This window comes from Streptomyces sp. AC555_RSS877 (assembly GCF_019049245.1).
Lineage (GTDB): Bacteria > Actinomycetota > Actinomycetes > Streptomycetales > Streptomycetaceae > Streptomyces.
In genome coordinates, this window is sequence record NZ_JAGMUK010000156.1 from 1 (window position 1) to 522 (window position 522).

General features: G+C 72.2%; 2 pseudogenes. Both read left to right on the forward strand.

Going from position 1 to position 522, the window contains the following annotated elements:
• Positions 1-102, forward strand: a pseudogene (locus KUM49_RS37940) (electron transfer flavoprotein subunit beta); the annotation flags it as partial.
• Positions 103-118: 16 nt separating this feature from the next.
• A pseudogene (locus KUM49_RS37945) lies at positions 119-522 on the forward strand (electron transfer flavoprotein subunit alpha/FixB family protein); the annotation flags it as partial.

Consider the following 522-nt stretch of genomic DNA (forward strand, 5'->3'; position numbering starts at 1 on the left):
GCGGCCGAGCGCCCGGCGCGCACCGCCGGCACGATCGTCAAGGACGAGGGCGAGGGCGGCAAGCAGCTCGCTGAGTTCCTCGCGGGCCAGAAGTTCATTTGAGAAAGGTCACTGATCCATGGCTGAAGTTCTTGTCTACGTCGACCACGTGGACGGCGCCGTCCGCAAGCCCACCCTGGAGCTGCTGACCCTGGCCCGTCGCATCGGAGAGCCGGTCGCCGTCGCCCTCGGCGCGGGTGCGCACAACACCGCCACCGTGCTGGCCGAGCACGGCGCGGCCCGGGTGCTGGTCGCTGACGCCCCGGAGTTCGCCGACTACCTGGTCGTCCCGAAGGTGGACGCCCTCCAGGCCGCGTACGAGGCCGTCTCCCCGGCCGCTGTCCTGGTCCCCTCCTCCGCCGAGGGCAAGGAGATCGCCGGCCGTCTGGCGCTGCGCATCGGCTCCGGCATCATCACCGACGCCGTCGACCTCGAGGCCGGCGAGGCGGGCCCGGTGGCCACCCAGTCGGTGTTCGCCGCCTC